Origin of the sequence: Psychrobacillus sp. NPDC096426 (assembly GCF_044762745.1) — a bacterium.
Taxonomy (GTDB): Bacteria; Bacillota; Bacilli; order Bacillales_A; family Planococcaceae; genus Psychrobacillus.
This window is the reverse complement of record NZ_JBIWEX010000003.1, coordinates 77,781-96,148: the sequence shown is the minus strand read 5'-3', so window position 1 is coordinate 96,148 and position 18,368 is coordinate 77,781. Positions and strand designations below refer to the sequence as shown.

19 protein-coding genes are annotated in these 18,368 nt (G+C 38.5%); all 19 read left to right on the top strand.

The genetic code is table 11. The features are described from left to right. Nucleotides 1–95: 95 nt before the first annotated feature. The 19 genes from ACIQYS_RS03870 (at nt 96) to paaX (ending at nt 18,330) form a co-directional block, all read left to right on the top strand. Entirely contained in the window at nt 96–1,838 is a 1,743-nt protein-coding gene (locus ACIQYS_RS03870; RefSeq protein WP_402975203.1) for a 2-oxoacid:acceptor oxidoreductase subunit alpha, read from the top strand. After that, nucleotides 1,838–2,704 carry a 2-oxoacid:ferredoxin oxidoreductase subunit beta gene (locus tag ACIQYS_RS03865; RefSeq protein ID WP_402975200.1) on the top strand — a complete coding sequence of 289 codons (867 nt, stop codon included), beginning with the start codon at nt 1,838–1,840 and terminating at the stop codon, nt 2,702–2,704. Before ACIQYS_RS03870 ends, ACIQYS_RS03865 begins: the two co-directional genes overlap by 1 nt. A 410-nt stretch (nt 2,705–3,114) precedes the next feature. Next, complete coding sequence (gene miaB / locus ACIQYS_RS03860) at nt 3,115–4,662, top strand: tRNA (N6-isopentenyl adenosine(37)-C2)-methylthiotransferase MiaB (protein ID WP_402975197.1); 1,548 nt, start codon at nt 3,115–3,117, stop codon at nt 4,660–4,662. Next, nucleotides 4,662–5,096, top strand: a complete 435-nt coding sequence (locus ACIQYS_RS03855; protein WP_402975194.1) for a YlbF/YmcA family competence regulator — start codon at nt 4,662–4,664, stop codon at nt 5,094–5,096. The genes miaB and ACIQYS_RS03855 overlap by 1 nt, the downstream gene beginning before the upstream one ends. 123 nt (nt 5,097–5,219) lie before the next feature. Beyond that, nucleotides 5,220–6,236, top strand: a complete 1,017-nt coding sequence (locus tag ACIQYS_RS03850) for a LytTR family transcriptional regulator DNA-binding domain-containing protein (protein WP_402975191.1) — start codon at nt 5,220–5,222, stop codon at nt 6,234–6,236. A gap of 119 nt (nt 6,237–6,355) precedes the next feature. Continuing rightward, nucleotides 6,356–7,204, top strand: coding sequence for an ABC transporter ATP-binding protein (locus ACIQYS_RS03845; RefSeq protein WP_402975188.1), 849 nt, complete (start codon nt 6,356–6,358; stop codon nt 7,202–7,204). Beyond that, a complete protein-coding gene (locus ACIQYS_RS03840) occupies nt 7,201–7,908 on the top strand; it encodes an ABC transporter permease (RefSeq protein WP_402975184.1) in 708 nt (235 codons plus the stop codon). Before ACIQYS_RS03845 ends, ACIQYS_RS03840 begins: the two co-directional genes overlap by 4 nt. Nucleotides 7,909–8,093: 185 nt before the next feature. Continuing rightward, on the top strand, nt 8,094–8,252 hold the full coding sequence (locus ACIQYS_RS03835; RefSeq protein WP_402975180.1) for a hypothetical protein: 159 nt from the start codon (nt 8,094–8,096) through the stop codon (nt 8,250–8,252). 372 nt (nt 8,253–8,624) lie between these two features. Beyond that, complete coding sequence (locus ACIQYS_RS03830; RefSeq protein WP_402975578.1) at nt 8,625–9,944, top strand: phenylacetate--CoA ligase family protein; 1,320 nt, start codon at nt 8,625–8,627, stop codon at nt 9,942–9,944. 25 nt (nt 9,945–9,969) lie between these two features. Beyond that, complete coding sequence (locus ACIQYS_RS03825) at nt 9,970–10,989, top strand: NAD(P)/FAD-dependent oxidoreductase (protein WP_402975177.1); 1,020 nt, start codon at nt 9,970–9,972, stop codon at nt 10,987–10,989. A gap of 155 nt (nt 10,990–11,144) precedes the next feature. Next, a complete protein-coding gene (gene paaA, locus ACIQYS_RS03820) occupies nt 11,145–12,098 on the top strand; it encodes a 1,2-phenylacetyl-CoA epoxidase subunit PaaA (protein WP_402975174.1) in 954 nt (317 codons plus the stop codon). 17 nt (nt 12,099–12,115) lie between these two features. Then, nucleotides 12,116–12,463 carry a 1,2-phenylacetyl-CoA epoxidase subunit PaaB gene (gene paaB, locus ACIQYS_RS03815; protein WP_402975171.1) on the top strand — a complete coding sequence of 116 codons (348 nt, stop codon included), beginning with the start codon at nt 12,116–12,118 and terminating at the stop codon, nt 12,461–12,463. Further along, entirely contained in the window at nt 12,460–13,272 is an 813-nt protein-coding gene (paaC, locus tag ACIQYS_RS03810) for a 1,2-phenylacetyl-CoA epoxidase subunit PaaC (RefSeq protein WP_402975168.1), read from the top strand. The genes paaB and paaC overlap by 4 nt, the downstream gene beginning before the upstream one ends. Nucleotides 13,273–13,303: 31 nt before the next feature. After that, complete coding sequence (gene paaD, locus ACIQYS_RS03805; RefSeq protein WP_402975164.1) at nt 13,304–13,804, top strand: 1,2-phenylacetyl-CoA epoxidase subunit PaaD; 501 nt, start codon at nt 13,304–13,306, stop codon at nt 13,802–13,804. Between the two features lie 17 nt (nt 13,805–13,821). After that, nucleotides 13,822–14,124, top strand: coding sequence for an EthD family reductase (locus tag ACIQYS_RS03800; protein ID WP_402975161.1), 303 nt, complete (start codon nt 13,822–13,824; stop codon nt 14,122–14,124). Further along, nucleotides 14,124–14,900, top strand: a complete 777-nt coding sequence (locus ACIQYS_RS03795) for an enoyl-CoA hydratase/isomerase family protein (protein ID WP_402975158.1) — start codon at nt 14,124–14,126, stop codon at nt 14,898–14,900. Before ACIQYS_RS03800 ends, ACIQYS_RS03795 begins: the two co-directional genes overlap by 1 nt. A gap of 12 nt (nt 14,901–14,912) precedes the next feature. Beyond that, on the top strand, nt 14,913–15,686 hold the full coding sequence (locus tag ACIQYS_RS03790; protein ID WP_402975155.1) for an enoyl-CoA hydratase-related protein: 774 nt from the start codon (nt 14,913–14,915) through the stop codon (nt 15,684–15,686). 14 nt (nt 15,687–15,700) lie between these two features. Beyond that, nucleotides 15,701–17,218, top strand: coding sequence for an aldehyde dehydrogenase family protein (locus tag ACIQYS_RS03785; RefSeq protein ID WP_402975152.1), 1,518 nt, complete (start codon nt 15,701–15,703; stop codon nt 17,216–17,218). Nucleotides 17,219–17,451: 233 nt separating this feature from the next. Then, nucleotides 17,452–18,330, top strand: a complete 879-nt coding sequence (paaX, locus tag ACIQYS_RS03780; RefSeq protein ID WP_402975149.1) for a phenylacetic acid degradation operon negative regulatory protein PaaX — start codon at nt 17,452–17,454, stop codon at nt 18,328–18,330. The last annotated feature ends 38 nt before the right edge of the window (nt 18,331–18,368 follow it).

Below are 18,368 nucleotides of genomic sequence, written 5' to 3'. Positions count from 1 at the left end.
ACGAAAAACATTGTGAATACATAGTGAATCGTACTACTTCATGGTAAACTAATGAAGGAAAAAAGCATTCAACGAGACAGTAAGGAGATGTTTATATGTTGCAACAGCTTTCTTGGAAAGTAGGAGGGCAGCAAGGAGAGGGTATTGAAAGTACTGGGGAAATTTTCTCTATGGCGATGAACCGCCTTGGTTATTACCTATACGGATACCGTCATTTCTCTTCTCGAATTAAAGGTGGCCATACAAACAATAAAATCTGTGTACGCCCTACGCAAGTACGTACAATTCCAGATGATTTAGATATTTTAGTAGCATTCGATCAAGAAACAATAGATGTAAACTACAAAGAACTAACAGAAAAAAGCGTTATTTTAGCAGATGCAAAATTTTCACCAGTCACACCGGAAGATTGCTTAGCACCGATGTATATTGTTCCATTTACAGAAGTCGCTGCAGAACTTGGCACATCACTGATGAAAAACATGGTCGCAATAGGAGCTACATCTGCACTTTTAAACTTAGATAAAGCCGTTTTCCAAGAAGTTGTAGATGAAATTTTCGGTAAAAAGGGCCAAGAAGTTGTTGAAAAGAATATGCAAGCAATTCAACAAGGCTTTGATACAATGGCGGAACAATTAGGTGATCGTTTAGGTGAATGGGAGTTAGTTCCAGCTGACGGCCAACATCGAATGTTTATGATTGGGAATGATGCAATCGCACTTGGTGCTTTAGCTGCTGGTGTACGTTTTATGGCAGCATACCCGATTACGCCAGCTTCTGAGATTATGGAATATATGATTAAAAAGCTGCCGTTATTTGGCGGAGCAGTTATCCAAACAGAAGATGAAATTGCAGCTGCTACAATGGCGATTGGATCTAACTATGGTGGTGTACGTGCATTTACCGCTTCTGCGGGTCCCGGATTATCCCTTATGATGGAAGCAATCGGTTTATCCGGCATGACAGAGCAGCCACTTGTTATTGTCGATACGCAGCGTGGTGGTCCATCTACTGGACTTCCAACGAAACAAGAGCAATCCGATTTAATGCAAATGATTTATGGTACACATGGAGAGATTCCGAAGGTAGTTATTGCTCCAAGTACTGGGGAAGAGGCGTTCTACGATACTATTCAAGCATTTAATATTGCGGAAGAATTACAGCTTCCAGTAATCATTTTATCGGATTTACAGCTTTCACTTGGTAAGCAAACGGTTGAACCATTCGATTATTCGAAAATTGAAATTCGCCGCGGTAAATTAGTGCAAAATGAAGAGATTCCAGAAGCAGTAGATAAATCATATTTTAAACGCTTTGAAGTTACAGAGGATGGCGTGTCGCCACGAGTATTACCAGGAACAGAGCATGCCATTCACCACGTTACAGGTGTAGAGCATGATGAAACTGGTAAGCCTTCAGAAGCGGCATCTAACCGTAAAGCTCAAATGGACAAGCGTATGAAAAAGCTACAACATGTAAACTTTAACGAGCCAGTTTATGTAAACGCACCTTATGGAGAAGCTGACATTTTATTCGTAGGTTTCAATTCTACTAGAGGTGTGTTAGAAGAATTACAACAAACACTTATTACGCAAGGGATGAAAGTCAATCATGCACATATCCGATTGATCCACCCATTCCCGGTGAAGGATATACAACCACTTGTCGCAAATGCGAAAAAAGTAGTCGTTGTGGAAAATAACGCAACAGGCCAACTAGCGAACATTTTAAAAATGAATGTCGGTGGTCATGAAAAAGTGATAAATGTATTGAAATATGATGGAACACCATTCTTACCAATACAGCTTGAAAAACAAGTAAAGGAGCTGCTTAACTAATGGTAACATTTAAAGATTTTCGTAATAATGTAAAACCAAACTGGTGTCCAGGATGTGGAGACTTTTCTGTTCAAGCAGCTATCCAACGTGCGGCAGCCAATGTTGGCATACAGCCCCATGATTTAGCGGTAATTTCAGGTATCGGCTGTTCAGGACGTATTTCTGGGTATATTCATTCATACGGATTCCATGGTATCCATGGACGTGCCTTACCAATAGCACAAGGATTAAAAATGGCAAACAAAGATTTGCACGTTATCGCATCTGGTGGTGACGGAGATGGATTCGCGATCGGTATTGGGCATACGATTCATTCGATTCGTCGTAATATCGATTTAACGTATGTTGTGATGGACAACCAAATTTACGGTTTAACAAAAGGGCAAACTTCTCCGCGTTCAGCAGAAGGCTTTAAAACAAAATCGACACCAGGTGGAGCAATTGAGCCATCCCTTAAACCGCTTGAACTAGCACTTACTTCTGGAGCAACGTTTGTAGCACAAGGGTTCTCTTCTGATATTAAAGAGCTAACTGCGATTATTGAAGCTGGTATTAACCATAAAGGTTTTTCGTTCATCAATGTATTCAGTCCTTGCGTAACGTACAATAAAGTAAATACGTACGACTGGTTTAAAGAAAACTTAACGAAACTTTCCGATGTGGAAGGGTATGATCATACAAATCGTGAAGAAGCAATGCGCGTCGTTATGGAGAATGAAGGACTAGTGACAGGAATCATTTATCAAAATGAACATGCACCGTCTTACCAAGAACAAGTCCCGGGCTATGCACCAACGCCACTCGTAGACCAAAACTTGAAGATGAGTGAAAAAGAATTTAATACATTATTGCAAGATTTTATGTAAATGAAAACAAAGCTACCCACGTTAAAAAATGGGTAGTTTTTTTATTAGTTAATTTTCTATTAAAATCAAACATCCAGAGTTCGGTGTTTCGAGGAGTTGCAAAATAACCTCATCGAATCCCAAGATCCCCATCTCAACATAGTGAATCGCAAAATCCCCATTTTAACGTGGTGAATCGCAAGATTGTATGCGCAAATCGCAAATTCCCATCTTCGAATCGCAAGTTAGAGCCCGCAAATCGCAAGATCCTAGCTGAAAGACAAGAATTTAATTCATAATATAAAAAGAATTCATATTATGACCAATTAAGCACTTTTAAGCTTTATACCTTGTGGCTATACCTTGCTTTTCAGTATAATAGGTTGATGGGTATTCGTATTAGTTACGAATGAAAGAAAGGAGAGTCTTCTATGAACGAAGAATCGCGCTTACAAAGTACACAAATAAAGGAACCTAATTCTCCGGACAAAAAATCCGAGAAGGATTATAGCAAATATTTTCAAGCAGTTTACACACCGCCGTCCCTAAAGGAAGCAAAAAAACGAGGCAAAGAAGAAGTTGCCTATCATAATGATTTTGCCATTGCCGAGCAATTTAAAGGAATGGGACAAAATCGTAAATTTTATATTCGTACGTACGGTTGCCAAATGAACGAGCATGACACAGAAGTGATGGCAGGTATTTTCATGCAGCTTGGCTATGAACCTACTGACACGGTAGATGACGCAAATGTTATTTTACTTAACACATGTGCTATTCGTGAAAATGCAGAAAACAAAGTGTTCGGTGAGCTAGGTCATTTAAAACATTTAAAACAAAATAATCCAGACGTGTTAATCGGTGTTTGTGGATGTATGTCCCAAGAAGAATCCGTCGTCAATAAAATATTAAAAACATATAACCAAGTAGATATGATTTTCGGAACGCATAATATTCACCGACTACCTAATATTCTAAATGAAGCGTATCTTTCGAAGGAAATGGTCGTAGAAGTTTGGTCTAAAGAAGGGGACGTTATTGAAAATTTACCTCGCGTTCGAAAAGGTTCGATTAAAGCATGGGTAAACATTATGTATGGTTGCGATAAATTCTGTACATATTGTATCGTTCCTTATACACGAGGAAAAGAGCGTAGCCGACGTCCAGAAGATATTATTCAAGAGATTAGACATTTAGCTGCGCAAGGCTATAAAGAAGTGACGTTACTTGGTCAAAACGTAAATGCTTATGGAAAAGATTTCGAAGACTTAGATTACCGTTTTGGTGATTTAATGGATGATCTTCGCAAAATCGACGTTGCTCGTATTCGTTTTATGACGAGCCATCCTAGAGATTTTGATGATCATTTAATAGAAGTACTTGCAAAAGGCGGAAACTTAGTCGACCATATTCATTTACCAGTTCAGTCAGGATCTTCTGATATTTTAAAAATAATGGCTCGTAAATATTCAAGAGAACATTATTTGGAGCTAGTTCGTAAGATTAAAGCTGCCATTCCAAACGTATCGTTAACAACGGACATTATTGTAGGATTCCCGAATGAAACAGAAGAGCAATTTGAGGAAACGATGTCTTTATATAAAGAAGTAGGATTTGAAATAGCTTATACGTATATTTACTCCCCACGTGAAGGTACTCCTGCTGCGAAAATGGTAGATAATGTACCGATGGAAGTGAAAAAAGAACGTTTACAACGTTTAAATAAGTTAGTAAATGATATGTCAGCAGAAGCTATGAAAAAATATCAAGGTCAAGTGGTGGAAGTGTTAGTAGAAGGGGAAAGTAAAAATAACCCAGATGTACTTGCAGGATATACGCCAAAAAGCAAGTTAGTTAACTTTGTTGGACCAAAAGATATTATTGGTAAGCTCGTGCAAGTGAAAATTACAGAAGCTAAAACATGGTCGCTTACTGGGGAACTAGTAGAAGTACCAAATGAACAAAAGGTGGGAATATAATGACTGCTAAATATACAAGAGACGATATAATTGAAAAAGCAAAAGAGATCGCTACAATGATTGCTAATACTGAAGAAGTCGATTTCTTTAAACGTGCAGAAGCGCAAATTAATGAAAATCAAACAGTAAGAGAAAAAATAGCGAGTCTTAAAAGCTTACAAAAACAAGCAGTAAACTTTCAGCATTTAGGGAAAGAAAAAGGGCTAAAATTGATTGAAGGAAAAATTGAAGCAATCGAAGCGGAAATTGATGACCTTCCGATTGTGCAAGAATTCAAGCAATCGCAAGGAGATGTGAATAGCCTTCTGCAATTAGTGGCAAACTCGATTTCCAATAATGTAACGAACCAAATTATTGAAGCAACAGATGGTGATTTATTAAGAGGCGAAACTGGCTCTAAAGTTAAAAATACTACGTATGATAGTTGTTCTTAATAAATAATAAAGGAAGAAAACGCACATGAAATCTGACAAGATTTCATGTGTGTTTTTTATATTGGCGTCTCCATTATACTGTTATAATAAAAGTATTAAGAATAATAGAAATGAGGATTTTTGATGGCGATGAATTTTTTTCAAGCGGAAAAACATATCCATGATACGATTGTTTTCCCAGCTTTTGATCTTGAAATAGGAAGTGGGGAGGTTGCTGCAATTTGTTCGAATGTGAACGTGCGAGAGCAACTCATTGATATTTTATTAGGAAAAAGCTTATTATCCAATGGAGTAGTACAATGTGCGGATAAGAAAAAGTTAGCGTTCTTTTTTCTGGACGAAGGCTTGCATGAGCGACTTACTGTGCAAGAATTCCTTAAATATTACCATCAATTGTATCAATCCAAACAATCCATAGAAGAGACTACTCGTTTAGTACAACTAGATGCGCAGAAAAACAAAAAAATAATAGATCTTACGTACTCGGAAAAGAAACGCGCCCAGCTAGCATACATACTTATTCAAAATGCAGAAACTTACATAATGGAAGAACCTGACCAAAACCTAGACGCAGAATCTAAACGCATATTAATCTCCGTATTAAACGAACTTCGAAAGTTACAAAAAACAGTACTTGTATTAACGAGCTACTTAGAAACAGCAGTGACCGTTGCGGATAAAATAGTTCGGTTGGACGATAAAGGACTTCATGAAGTGCAAACAGAAGAAGAGGACTCAGAAGAACTACAAAACGAAACCTTAATAGAAAATGAAATAGAAGAAAAAATAGTACAACCAATTCGATTTGAAAAAATACCAACGAAAGTAAATGAAAAAATCGTACTATTTGATCCACCAGAAATTGACTATATTGAAAGTACAGAAGGACAAACTTATTTGCATATTAAAGGGGAAAATTTCCCTTGTAGTTTTACGTTAAATGAATTAGAGGAGAGATTATTGCCATTCGGATTTTTCCGTTGTCACCGTTCGTATATTGTCAATTTACAAAAAGTACGAGAAGTAATCACATGGACAAGAAATAGTTATAGCCTAGTACTCGATGATGCAGAGAAATCATCTGTCCCTTTGTCTAAAACGAAAATGGCGGATTTAAAGGGAATGTTGGGCCTCAAATAAGCTCCATTCACCCCCAAAATGACTCCTTTCACCGTAAATAGGATGTTTTCTATATGAAAAACGCTTAATGTTAGGGCTGTAGAAACGAAATGTGCAACTAACCATTGAGGAGGATGAATATGGAAAACGCAATAGAAGTAAAAGGTTTAGCAAAATATTTTGCTAATTTTAAAGCGATTGAAGGTGTCGATTTTCAAGTGAAAAAGGGTGAAATTTTTGGATTTCTTGGTCCAAGTGGATCGGGAAAAACAACGACGATCAAAATATTAACTGGTCAACTGGACCCAACAGAAGGAGAAGCAATTGTATTTGGAGAAAATGTTTCCCATTTAAAAAATCCAAAAGCCCGTAAACGTTTTGGTGTATTGACGGATAATAGTGGATTATACGGAAGATTGACAATTTACGAGAATTTAAAATTGTATTGTGAACTATATGACCTACCACTTCATAAAATTGACGAAGCACTTGGATTTGTGAATTTAAAAGAAGAAAGCAAGAAAAAAGTGGCTACATTATCGAAAGGAATGACGCAAAGAGTCATTCTAGCAAGAGCGATTCTGCATGAACCAGAGCTATTATTTTTAGATGAACCGACATCTGCACTAGATCCTGTAAATACACTCCATATATATGAAGGATTACGTGCGCTAAATAAGAAAGGAACGACCATCTTTTTAACGACACATGATATGCACGAGGCAGATACATTATGTAATCGTGTTGCCTTTTTAAATAAAGGAAAGATCCGCTTACTTGATAAACCTAGTGAGTTAAAAAAGCAATATGCAGATTCCACCATAACAGTAGAACTAACGAATGATGAAAAAATACAACTCTGTAAAGACGCAACAGGTGCAGAAAAAATGTACCAGCTGATGAAAGAAAATCGAGTTGTGACGGTACATTCCAATGAACCAACATTAGGAGATATTTTTGTGAAGGTAACGGGAGGAGAATTAGTATGACATTTTCATGGAAGCGTGTGAACGCGATACTTCAAAAAGATTTTAAAGATTTTTCGAGAAATACGGCAGTATCGATCGTTATTTTTTTACCGATTATTTTGGCAGCAATATATGGTCGTATGGGGATGGATTCTATTCAAGCGCATTTTATGAATATTAATATGACATTCTCAATGGTTGGTACATATGTGCAGTGCTGTTTAATAGCAGAAGAAAAAGAGAAAAATACGTTAAGAGGGCTAATGTTGTCACCAGCAAGTACGCTTGAAATTCTTGGTGGAAAAAGTTTACTATCATTTCTATTAACGATTATTATTGTATTCTTTAGTGCATTATTATCTGAATACAAACCGGCAAACATTACGATTGTAGCATTTGCTATTATTTTATCGACGTTATTTTATATTGGTATTGGTACGTTATTAGGGCTTATTGCAAAGTCTGTAATGGAGTCATCTGTTATTGTACTTCCGGTTATTGGTATCTTTACAATGGGTTCCTTTGTAACGGCATGGACTAAAGAATACCCGATATTAAAAGTGGCGGAATTTTTACCAAGCGTTCAATTGATCGAGTTGGCAGAAGAAGTGGAACAAGGTGCAAGTTTTGTTCAAGTGCTTTCTAATTTGGGTATCATCGGTATTTGGATAGTTGTTGTGTTTGCGGTGACTGTAGTTGTATATCGAAAACGTATGGTGGATTAGGGGATATTTAGGAAGAATGTGTCGCAACTAGTCACCACTAAGATTTACCAACAGCCGGTGCTTTCCGTGTGGTCTCGCTGATGGGGCCACTGAAAAAGTCCAATCTCTATAAAAAGCGTTAGATATCTCGATTCATACGAGGTATCTAACGCTTTTTATTTTACTAGTATGTAGGTGGTATCGAAATGATCGTTGTGCTAAAAGATAATATGCTGCGCCAAATCAATGAATTTCAGAGTGGAATGAACTTAGACGGGCGCAAAATATTTCTGATACCCCTTTTAAATGAAACAGGTAAAAAAACAAGCGTGAATCAAGTTTTGAAGAATCTTTTTTTCAAATAGATTCTTTATATTACCTGAAAACATGTTTTCATTTATTAACGTCGACCTATTCATTTAGCATCAGCTTTTTTTATTTCTATCCTCTACACGTATGAAACTTGACGACTTCTTCCTCTTTTTTTCTCTTCTAAACTCTAGTCTCTGCTAAAAGTGAAAATCACTCTATAGTTCGTTGGATTCTGTTTATAGCATAGTTATCTATAAACTTTTCTGAATATTTTGTTGACTTATTCTTTTCGAAATATTAATCTGTATACATATTACAATTAAAATGATAATCGTTTTTAAAGTGTTATATAAAGTTGTATGAAAAGTAGATCCAAAATAAACATAAAGTAAACATAGGAGGAATGATGTTTGTATAATCCATTAATGGAAACGATGAAGCGCGAAGATATGGAGAGTCTACAACTTGAGCGTCTACAAAATACGGTACGAAACGTTTATGAACATGTTGAATTCTATCGCACTAAATTCGAAGAACTAGGGATTACTCCAGACATTATACAAAGTTTAGATGATATATCGAAATTACCATTCACGAAAAAACAAGACTTACGCGATCAGTATCCGTTTGGTTTATTCGCTGTTCCGCAAGAACAGATTGTTCGAATCCACGCATCATCTGGTACGAGTGGCAAACCGACAGTTGTAGGATATACAGCAAACGATATAGAAATGTGGGCTGAAGTTGTAGCACGTTCGATTGTTGCTGCAGGTGGAAAAAAATCGGATATTTTTCATAACGCGTACGGCTACGGTTTGTTTACAGGGGGAATTGGCCTTCATTATGGTGCGGAAGTGCTTGGAGCTACAGTTGTTCCAATGTCAGGTGGAAACACAGAAAGACAGATTACATTGATTGAAGATTTTAAACCAAGAGGAATATGTGCAACGCCTTCTTATATGTTGAACATAGCAGAGAAAATGAGGGAGATAGGAATTGATCCAGGGCAATCGTCCATGGAGTATGGGATTTTTGGAGCAGAACCTTGGTCAAAAGAAATGCGTACAAAGCTTGAGGAAACGTTCAATTTAAAAGCAATCGATATTTATGGATTGAGTGAAATCATTGGACCGGGTGTTTCTATTGAATGTCACGAAGCACAAAATGGCTTACACGTGCATGAAGATCATTTCTTTGTTGAAATTATTAATCCTGAAACACTTGAACCGGTTGCTGAAGGGGAAGAAGGTGAACTAGTTTTTACGAGTTTAACAAAGAAGGCTCTTCCGATCATTCGGTATCGCACAGGTGATATCTCTTCCATCACACGAGAGGTGTGTAAATGTGGCAGGACCTCAACGAGAATGTCGAGAGTAAAAGGTCGCACAGATGACATGCTGATTATTCGCGGTGTAAATGTATTCCCATCGGAAGTTGAACGAGTTCTTCTACAGGCTGGAGAAGACAAGTTGGTGCCGCATTATCAAATTCATTTATTAAGAAAAGATGAAATGGATAGAGCAGTGCTACATGTAGAAATTAACAGTAAGTTACACGAAATGATTGCAGGAGACTTGAACGATTCGCAAATAGTTCAACTGAAGTTAAAAATTCAAAGTTTGATGAAAACGACTTGTTTAGTATCGGTGGATGTCGTTATCAATACTCCTAAAACGATTCCACGTTCAGAAGGAAAAGCGATTCGAATTGTAGATTACAGAGATAAAAATATAATTGGCGTGTAAGTGCATTCAGAAGGGGGGATAAAATTTGTCTCAAAGCGAGGAAATTTTTGACGTAACTATTATCGGAGGAGGACCGGTTGGCATATTCACAGCATTTTATGCTGGCCTTCGAAATATGTCTTGCAAAATTATCGAAAGCCTTCCTCAGCTGGGAGGGCAATTGTCGGCATTATATCCGGAAAAGTATATTTACGATGTTGCGGGATTTCCAAAAATAACAGCGCAACAACTCGTCGATAAATTAATGGAACAAATGGGTCAATTTAAACAAACAATTTGTTTAAATGAAGCAGTGGAAGAAATTGAAAGACAGCCGAACGGTTCTTTTAAACTAACGACGAACATAGAGACACATTTTACTAAAACAATTATTATAACTGCGGGAAATGGAGCATTTCAACCGAAGAAGCTAGACCTTGCTAATTTGTCAAGGTTTGAAAAAAGCAACTTGCATTACTTTATCCATGATTTACAACAGTTTGCAGGAAAAAAAGTGCAGCTATTCGGTGGAGGAGATTCTGCAGTAGACTGGGCTCTTATGCTAGAACAAATTGCAGAAAAAGTATCACTCGTACATCGCCGCGATAAATTCCGAGCACATGAACATACAGTGGAAAAGCTGATGAGTTCTTCTGTTACTGTTTTGACTCCATTTGTTCCAACAGAATTTATCGGAGAAGAAAAAATTACACAAGTCGTGCTCAAAGAAGTGAAAGGCGATGAAACAAAGGTAGTTGACGTTGACGATGTCATTGTCAATTATGGTTTCGTGTCTTCTCTTGGTCCGATCAAAAATTGGGGATTTCAATTAGATAAAAAAAGCATTGTCGTTAATTCCAAAATGGAAACTAGTATTCCGGGCATATACGCTGCTGGAGATATATGCACATATGAAGGAAAAGTGAAGTTGATCGCGAGCGGATTTGGAGAAGCACCAACAGCGATTAGCAATGCAAAAGTGTATATTGACCCGACATCAAAAGTCCAGCCGCTACATAGCACTAGTGTTATGGATAAAACGGAGAAGCATGATGAAAAAGCTTAATAAAAATGAGCCGATTATAAAAGAAATGCTTAGGAGAATGTATCTCTAATTAGCAGAATTAGCTCGCTATTTATATAGCGATATCATTTAATGTCGTTAATTAATTGTTATACACAGTGCCGGCAATACATAAATTAGATATTGGGGGGGTAGAAATGAATAATCTACACAACACCGCAGAAGATCAACAAATGGCTCATTTCATGCAGCGTATTGAAGCTGGTGACAAAATCGAAGCCGATGATTGGATGCCAGAGGAATACAGACTGACATTAATAAGATTAATTTCCATGCACGGGATAAGTGAAATAATGGGTGCATTGCCAGAGAAAGAATGGGTGCCAAAAGCTCCTTCTCTTAGTAGGAAACTTGGCATTATGGCAAAGGTGCAGGATGAAATGGGTCATGGTCAATTGCTTTTACGCGTTACGGAAGACTTACTTCGACCGTATGGGAAAAATCGCGGGGATATAATGCAAGACCTATTCAATGGCGATTTGAAATTTCATAATGTATTCCATATGGAAACGAAAACATGGGCGGATGCAGGAATCATTGGTTGGCTTGTGGATGGTGCGGCTATTATTACACAATCAAATATGCTTGGTGCTTCATATGCTCCATACGCAAGAGCACTACAGCGAATTTGTGCGGAAGAGGTGTTCCATGCACAGCATGGCGAATCGATTATCATGGCGCTAGCAGAAGGTACAGATGAGCAAAAAGCAATGATTCAGGAATCACTCAATCGTTGGTGGGAAGCTCTACTCATGTTTTTTGGACCAGCGAGCAAAGAAACGACGGGTTCATCGAAACAAGACTTGACGATTAAATATAAAATTCGCACGAAAACAAACGAAGAATTTAGGCAAATCTTTTTTGACAAATATATACCGCGTATTTTATCACTCGGATTGACAATTCCAGACCCAACGCTTCATTTAGATAAAGAAAGTAAACAATGGTCATATAAACAGCCTGATTGGAATGAATTTAAGAAAATCATTAAAAACGGGGGACCACGTTCACTAGCTCGTTTAAATTTACGACGATCTTCGTACGAAAATAACGCTTGGGTGCGCGATGCATTAGCTGCAACGGTCGACTAAAGGAAGGAGTTAGGATAATGGCTGAAAACAAAACTTTTTATCAAGAATATGAAATTTTTAGCAAGCGAACGCCAAGCTCTGCATTCCAACACCAGTTCAGCTTATTGGCTCCAAATGAAGACATGGCACTAATTTTAGCGCAGGAAAATTTCATGCGTCGCGAACCGGTGGCTGATATTTGGATTGTGAATAGAAAGAATATTAGAAAGATGGATACCGAAGAGAAAATGTCTCTTGATAGACTGGACAACAAAGACTATCGAACGACAAAAGGTTACGGCTACTTAAAGAAAAAATGGCGTCAATACGAGCAGCAAATTTTGGATGAAAAAGAGATTTTGTCATGGGGAGGTGAACGCAAATGAGCGAAAAAGAGACTGGCATGAGTCTAGAGTATAAAGAAGCGCTAGCTAGCTTGTTATTCCAACTGGCTGATGATGATTTTTTGTACGCCTATCGAAGTTCTGAATGGCTTGGGCTTGCTCCTCATATTGAGGAGGACGTTGCTTCTGCCTCCATTAGCCAAGACAGTATGGGGCATGCAGCTATGTACTACAAACTTCTAGAAGATTTAGGGCAAGGAACTGCCGACGACCTTGCGCATTTGCGTCCGGCTCAAGACAGAAGAAACAGCATATTGACGGAGCGAGTGAACGGTGAAGGTTATTATATGGAAACACCCGAATATGATTGGGCGTATCAAGTTGTAAGAAGTTACTTTTATACACAGGCGAAAAAAGCAAAAATTGATTCGTTATGTGAAAGTTCGTATAGCCCTCTCGCAGAAATAGCAGTAAAAGTGCGAATGGAGCTATATTATCATAGGTTGCACTGGGAAATATGGTTCAAACAATTATTAAGCTCTACAGATGTAGCGAAAAAGAAAATGCATGATGCCATCAAGCTCGTTATGGCTGATTTTGGCGATGTATTTTCTTATGGTAAAGAGAAACGAGTTATTGAAAATAGTAGATTAATAGCAAGTGAAGAAATATTGAAAGAAAAATGGAAAGCAAGTCTTAAGCCAGTGTTGCTTGCTCTTCAAATGGAAGTACCGGAGATTCCGGGGCAACCTACAAAAAACGGGCGAAACGGTGATCATACAAAAGACTTGGATGAAGCATTACTCACACTTTCCGAAGTTTACAAGCTTGATCCAGTAGCGAGCTGGTAAGTAATACGAATACGAAATGAGGGGGGACTAAATGACTGCATCTATAGAAGTTTCTACCGAGCGTGTTTGGGAAGTACTGAAACATGTAAATGACCCGGAAATTGATTCTATCAGCATTATAGACCTTGGTATGGTTGGAGAAGTTACTACAGAAGGAAATAATGTAAAAGTCGTGCTACTTCCGACTTTTTTAGGATGTCCAGCTCTGGAAATTATCAAATCAAATACGATGAATGCTGTGAAAGAAATTCCGGAAGTAAAAGATGTCGAAGTCAAATTCGTCTTTCATCCACCTTGGACGTCAGATCGAATAACCGAACAAGGACATGTGAATCTTCGGAAATTTGGAATAGCACCTCCCCCCCGTTATTTTGAAGGGGACGGCTCGTGGCATGTGGATTGTGCCTATTGTGGATCTACCTATGTAACGATGGAAAATATTTTTGGACCGACAGCTTGCAGAAGTATTCTGTACTGCAAGAGTTGTAAAAATGTCTTCGAAGCAATGAAACCTGTTTCAACATTAATGTAAAAGTGAGGAGAAGAGAAATGGCTAAATTAATCGCATTATACAAACACCCTGAAAATAAAGAGGCTTTTGATCAACATTATTTCAACGTGCATGCACCACTTACAGCAAAAATACCTGGACTTCGTGAAATGAAAGTGACCAAAGTGACAGGATCTCCGATGGGGGGAGAAGGAAAATACTATCTTACTTGTGAGATGCACTATGACAATTTAGAAGCATTGCAGCAAGGCTTACGTTCACCTGAAGGTAAAGCTTCAGGGAAAGATCTGATGGGATTTGCAGGTGATCTTGTCACATTAATGATCGGTGAGGAAGCATAATGAACAATTTTGAATTCATTGAAACTTTCCTGACTGGAAATGTAGCGGTAATTGAACTAAATCGGCCTCGTCAGTTAAATTCATTGAATCGAAAAATGGTCCATGAAATCGTCTTTGCGATGGAAGGATATGACCGAGATGAAAACGTTCGTGTGATAGTCCTTGCCGGTAAAGGACGTGCATTTTCAGCAGGAGCTGATATTGATGAAATGATGAATGACCATCCAATTAGCTTAGAAATGCTGAATCAATTTGCTGATTGGGACCGTTTTGCACTCATTAAAAAACCGATAATCGGTGCAGTAAATGGGTTTGTTTTCGGAGGGGGATTTGAGCTTGCACTAAGCTGTGATTTATTAATCGCTGCAAGCGGTACGGAGTTTTCATTTCCAGAAGTAGGCCTTGGTGTCATGCCGGGCGCAGGAGGTACACAACGGCTGACGAAACTTGTTGGCCGTAAGAAAGCCATTGAATGGTTATGGACAGGAGAACGAATTTCTGCAGAAACCGCTCTTAAACATGGAGTCATCAATAAAATCGTTGCGCCCGAATTAATAATGGAAGAAACGTTGAAGTTTGCAGAGCGTCTTGCAAAACAGCCGCCTCTATCCTTGCGCCTCATCAAGGATTCGGTAAACAAAGCGGTAGACTATCCCTTGTATGAAGGAATGCAATATGAACGAAAAAACTTCTACCTACTTTTCGCTTCACAAGATCAAAAAGAGGGGATGAATGCATTTGTCGAAAAAAGAAAGCCGAATTATCAAGGAAAGTAAGGAGGTAATTACATGTTTGAAACGATTCGATATCACGTTAAAGATGGCATTGCATGGCTTTATTTTAATAGACCAGATAAATTAAATGCGTTTATCGCACAAATGAACCGGGAAGTGAAAGATGCAGTTAAAGCAGCTACTTTTGATGACCAAGTTCGTTGTATTGTCATTACAGGTGAAGGAAGGGCATTTTGTTCTGGCCAAGATTTAGCAGAAGTCGATGAAAATATGGATCTAGGTCAAGTATTAAGAGATCAATATGGACCGATGATTAAGCAAATTAGACTATGTGAAAAGCCCATTGTCGCAGCCGTAAATGGGGTAGCGGCTGGAGCAGGATTCAGCTTAGCACTTGCTTGTGATTTCAGACTTGTTTCGGAACGTGCCAGTTTTTTGAACGCATTCATCCATGTCGGCCTCATTCCAGATTCAGGTAACCTATATTATTTAACTCAGTTAGTTGGTCAGTCTAAAGCTGTGGAGCTATCTATTCTTGGAGAAAAAGTTCAGGCTACTGATGCAGTGGCAATGGGGCTAGCGAACAGACTCATTCCATTGGAATCATGGGAACAAGACGTTTCCGCTTTTGCCGAACGTCTTGCTGCCTTGCCGACAAAAGCGATAGGCTTAACTAAGCGCTCGTTAAATGCACTAATAGATCTTTCGTTTGAAGATTATCTGGAGCTAGAAGCACAAGGTCAGCGAATTGCTAGTTTAACAAAGGATCACCGCGAAGGTGTCCAGGCTTTTATGGAAAAAAGAAAACCTGTTTTTTCAGGACAATAGGGAGAGTAGAGAACATGACAACAATTGGCGAAAATGAAATCGAACAAGAAGCGATGAAACGTGACTTTTATCATTTAATTATTAATGGTGAAAAAGTTAAAAGCAGTACAGGTGAAACAATTAAAACATACAATCCAGCAACAGGTGAACTTGTAGCAGAAGTGGCAAAAGCATCAAAAGAAGACGCTGAAAATGCTGTAGCGGCAGCTCGACATGCATTTGATAACGGTAAGTGGAAATTGTATCCGGTTGGTCGCCGTGCGCAGGTACTTAACAAAATTGCTGCAATCATGCGCGCTCGTTTTAAAGAGCTCGTAGAATTGGAAATTCTCGATACAGGTAAATCTCTTCATGCAGCACAAGGTCAAGTTTCTCAAGCAATTGAAGACTTTGAGTTTTATGCTGGAGCAATCGTTGGACATAGAGGTACAGTAAACAATGTCCCAGGTCAATTTCACAACTATACGGAGAAAGAGCCAGTAGGGGTTTGCGCACAAATCATTCCGTGGAATTACCCACTTATGATGGCTGCTTGGAAAGTGGCACCTGCTATTGCTGTTGGTTGTTCAGTTATTGTGAAACCGGCATCGCTTACTCCGTTAACTGCTATTATCCTAGGAGAAATTTGCTTGGAAGCAGGTGTTCCAGCGGGCGTGGTAAATGTTATACCAGGTTCAGGGGCTGAAATCGGAAATTTATTAGTGGAGCATCCGCTAGTTGATAAAGTAGCATTTACTGGCTCAACGCCAATCGGAAAAGACATCATGGGAAAAGCATCTCAAACGTTAAAGCGTGTCACGCTTGAGCTTGGTGGAAAATCTCCAAGTCTAGTATTTGAAGATGCAGATATTGACGCCGCAGTAGATGGTTCTTTGTTTGGCATTTTTTACAACTCAGGTCAATCGTGTGAAGCTCGATCTCGATTGTACATTCATGAAGATATTTATGATGAATTCATGAGCAAGTTTGTGGAAAAAACGAAAAAATTACAGTTAGGAAATCCATTTGATAAAGGAACACATGTCGGAGCAATTATTGACCAAGGTCAGCTAGATACAATCGATGGTTATGTCGAATCTGCTCGCAAAGAAGGCGCAGAAATTCTTGTTGGTGGTAATGTTGCGAAACCAGATGGATATGAAAATGGTTTCTGGTATGAACCGACTATTATTGCTAACGTACATCACGATATGCCAGTGGTGAAAGAAGAAATTTTTGGCCCAGTTGTCGTTGTGATGAAGTTTAAAGATGAAAAAGAAGCAATACGTGTTGCGAACGATACAGAGTTCGGATTAGGTTCCGCTATTTGGTCAAAAGATGGAGCACGTGCTACACGTGTTGCAAATCAAATCCAAGCAGGAATTGTTATGGTCAACTGTCCGTTTTCAGCATTTCCAGGAACACCGTTTGGTGGATATAAGCAATCCGGATTCGGACGCGAGCTATGCATCGAAACACTTGATCTCTACTCCGAAACGAAAAGCATTTTATCTTACTATGGCAGTCGTCCAATAAATCCGTTCGGACTGTAAAAATAAAGCGGGATTACGGACAGGGATCTATTAAACCCCTGTCCGTAGAAGATATGTTTTCCTTTCTCAGCGAATGATTAAAAATTGTTAATTCATATGCCTTGGATCGCCACTGGACTCCTTCTTTCGCTCTGATTAGCTTGTTGCGTTTATTTCCCTATAACATATTAATGAAAGAATTGTAGAAACATGTTATATTGGTAGTTAGGGGAAAAAGGAAAGAGTGAGTTAATATGTCGAATACACAATCTATGATATTTACTATATATGGTGATTACATCCGCCATTACGGCAATAAAATATGGATTGGTAGCTTGATCCGATTATTGAAGGAATTTGGCCACCATGAACAATCGGTTCGAGTAGCCATTTCAAGGATGATGAAACAAGGTTGGTTAGAATCTGAGAAGAAAGGCAATAAGAGCTATTACTATCTAACGACACGTGGAGAAGCTCGGATGGAAGAAGCAGCAATTCGGATTTTTAAATTGATGCCTAACGATTGGGACGGGAAATGGCGCATGCTAATGTATACGATTCCGGAAGAAAAAAGGCAAATTCGGGATGAACTTCGAAAAGAGCTATTATGGAGCGGATTCGGCAGTTTTTCAAATGGGTGCTGGATTTCACCGAACAATCTTGAAAAAGAAGTAGAATTTCTTATAAAAAAATATGACATTCAAACTTACGTTGATTTCTTTGTATCCGAGTATAAAGGACCGCAAACAAACAGAGCACTTGTTGAAAAAAGTTGGCCACTTCAGGAGATAGAAGGAAAATATAAAGAATTTATTTCGACTTATAGCAACCAATTTATTATCCATCAAAGTTTGATGAACGATGGAAAAATGACAGACGCAGAGTGTTTTGTGGAAAGGACAAATCTGGTGCATGAATACCGCAAATTTCTTTTTATGGATCCTGGTCTACCGAAAGAACTGCTACCAGAAATATGGAGTGGGAACCACGCCGCTCTTTTATTCGAGCAATACTATAAATTACTTGCACCATCAGCAAGCTATTTTTTCGAGGACGTATTCCAAGAAGATAATGACATGCGTAGAAAAGACAAGGCGTATGATGCTGGTAATCATCCGCTTCTTAAAGACTAAAGCAAAAATATAATTATTCATTAGGCAACTTGTTTTTT

Coding starts and splice junctions, on each gene's coding strand:
- ACIQYS_RS03870 (WP_402975203.1), top strand. CDS start 96: ATGTTGCAACAGCTTTCTTGGAAAGTAGGAGGGCAGCAAGGAGAGGGT.
- ACIQYS_RS03865 (WP_402975200.1), top strand. CDS start 1,838: ATGGTAACATTTAAAGATTTTCGTAATAATGTAAAACCAAACTGGTGT.
- miaB (WP_402975197.1), top strand. CDS start 3,115: ATGAACGAAGAATCGCGCTTACAAAGTACACAAATAAAGGAACCTAAT.
- ACIQYS_RS03855 (WP_402975194.1), top strand. CDS start 4,662: ATGACTGCTAAATATACAAGAGACGATATAATTGAAAAAGCAAAAGAG.
- ACIQYS_RS03850 (WP_402975191.1), top strand. CDS start 5,220: ATGGCGATGAATTTTTTTCAAGCGGAAAAACATATCCATGATACGATT.
- ACIQYS_RS03845 (WP_402975188.1), top strand. CDS start 6,356: ATGGAAAACGCAATAGAAGTAAAAGGTTTAGCAAAATATTTTGCTAAT.
- ACIQYS_RS03840 (WP_402975184.1), top strand. CDS start 7,201: ATGACATTTTCATGGAAGCGTGTGAACGCGATACTTCAAAAAGATTTT.
- ACIQYS_RS03835 (WP_402975180.1), top strand. CDS start 8,094: ATGATCGTTGTGCTAAAAGATAATATGCTGCGCCAAATCAATGAATTT.
- ACIQYS_RS03830 (WP_402975578.1), top strand. CDS start 8,625: ATGGAAACGATGAAGCGCGAAGATATGGAGAGTCTACAACTTGAGCGT.
- paaA (WP_402975174.1), top strand. CDS start 11,145: ATGAATAATCTACACAACACCGCAGAAGATCAACAAATGGCTCATTTC.
- paaB (WP_402975171.1), top strand. CDS start 12,116: ATGGCTGAAAACAAAACTTTTTATCAAGAATATGAAATTTTTAGCAAG.
- paaC (WP_402975168.1), top strand. CDS start 12,460: ATGAGCGAAAAAGAGACTGGCATGAGTCTAGAGTATAAAGAAGCGCTA.
- paaD (WP_402975164.1), top strand. CDS start 13,304: ATGACTGCATCTATAGAAGTTTCTACCGAGCGTGTTTGGGAAGTACTG.
- ACIQYS_RS03800 (WP_402975161.1), top strand. CDS start 13,822: ATGGCTAAATTAATCGCATTATACAAACACCCTGAAAATAAAGAGGCT.
- ACIQYS_RS03795 (WP_402975158.1), top strand. CDS start 14,124: ATGAACAATTTTGAATTCATTGAAACTTTCCTGACTGGAAATGTAGCG.
- ACIQYS_RS03790 (WP_402975155.1), top strand. CDS start 14,913: ATGTTTGAAACGATTCGATATCACGTTAAAGATGGCATTGCATGGCTT.
- ACIQYS_RS03785 (WP_402975152.1), top strand. CDS start 15,701: ATGACAACAATTGGCGAAAATGAAATCGAACAAGAAGCGATGAAACGT.
- paaX (WP_402975149.1), top strand. CDS start 17,452: ATGTCGAATACACAATCTATGATATTTACTATATATGGTGATTACATC.